The organism is Actinoallomurus acaciae, assembly GCF_042429965.1.
In the GTDB taxonomy this organism is placed as follows: Bacteria; Actinomycetota; Actinomycetes; order Streptosporangiales; family Streptosporangiaceae; genus Actinoallomurus; species Actinoallomurus acaciae.
The window spans coordinates 1-1,149 of the sequence record NZ_JBHLZP010001083.1; the positions used below are offsets into that span (position 1 = coordinate 1).

1 protein-coding gene is annotated in these 1,149 nt (G+C 75.0%); it reads left to right on the forward strand.

What is annotated here, in order from left to right; translation table 11 throughout:
- The coding region (locus ACFFNX_RS50660) for an ATP-binding protein (RefSeq protein ID WP_446678574.1) at positions 1-1,149 on the forward strand (1,149 nt) is incomplete at both ends.

Here is a 1,149-nt window from a genome sequence, read left to right on the forward strand (position 1 = left end):
CGACCGTACGAAGGCGCCCCGGCACCGGACGCTGCGCGCGGTCGTCGACTGGAGCTGGGACCTGCTGGGCGAGGACGAACGGACCCTGGCGCGGCGGCTGACGGTCTTCGCCTGCGGCGCGACGCCCGCCGCCGCCGCGCGCGTGTGCGGCCTGCCCGCCGAGGACGTCGACGATCTGCTCGCCGACCTCGTGGACAAGTCGCTCGTCGAGGACGCCGGCGGCCGCTACCGCATGCTCGACACGATCCGGGTGTTCTGCGCCGGGCGGCTCGCCGAGGCCGGCGAGGACGAGTCGACGCACGCGGCGCACGCCGCGTACTTCCTCGACCTGGCCGAGACCGCGGAGCCGTACCTGCGCCGTACCGAGCAGGTGGACTGGCTGGTCCGGCTCGACGCCGAGCACGGCAACCTCATGGCGGCGCTGCGGTGGGCCGTGCACGCCGACCCGTCTCTGGCGCTGCGCCTGCTCACGGCCGTGGGGTCGTACTGGTGGCTGCGCGGACTGCGCAGCGAGGGAGTGCCGATCGCCCTCGAACTGCTCGACGTCATCGGACCCGAGCCGCCGGCCGGGCTCGAGGAGGAGTACCTCTTCGCCATCCTGACCGCCGTCATCGGCGGCTCCCGCGACTCCCGGGTACGCGACCTCCAGCCGTCCGTCGACGCGCTGATCGCGAGCCGCCTGGCCGCCGGTGAGCGCCGACCGCTGCGCCCGGTGGTGACCGTGATGTGGGCGCTCGGCATCGGGCCCTCCGCGGCAAACGTCGAGCTGCAGGAACGCCTGATGAGCCACGACCCGTGGTCACTGGCGCTCCGTCACCTCGGCTGGGGGTACATCCTGCTCTTCCGCGGCGACGTCGACGGCGCCGAGGCCGAGTTCACGGCGGGCGCCGAGGGCTTCCGGGCGGTCGGCGACCGCTGGGGACTGGCCGGGATCCTGTCCGCGCTGGCCCGCCTGGTGGCCTGGCGCGGTGACGACCGCCGGTCGCTGGCACTGGCCGATGAGGCGTTCGAGCTGGTCCACCGGCTCGACGCCGCCGAGGACATGGCCGACCTGCTGTGCCTGCGGGCCGAGGGGCTGGGGCGCGCCGGCGACGCCGCCGGAGCGCGTTCCTGCTACGCGCGGGCCGGTGAGTTCGCGCGCCGGTCGGG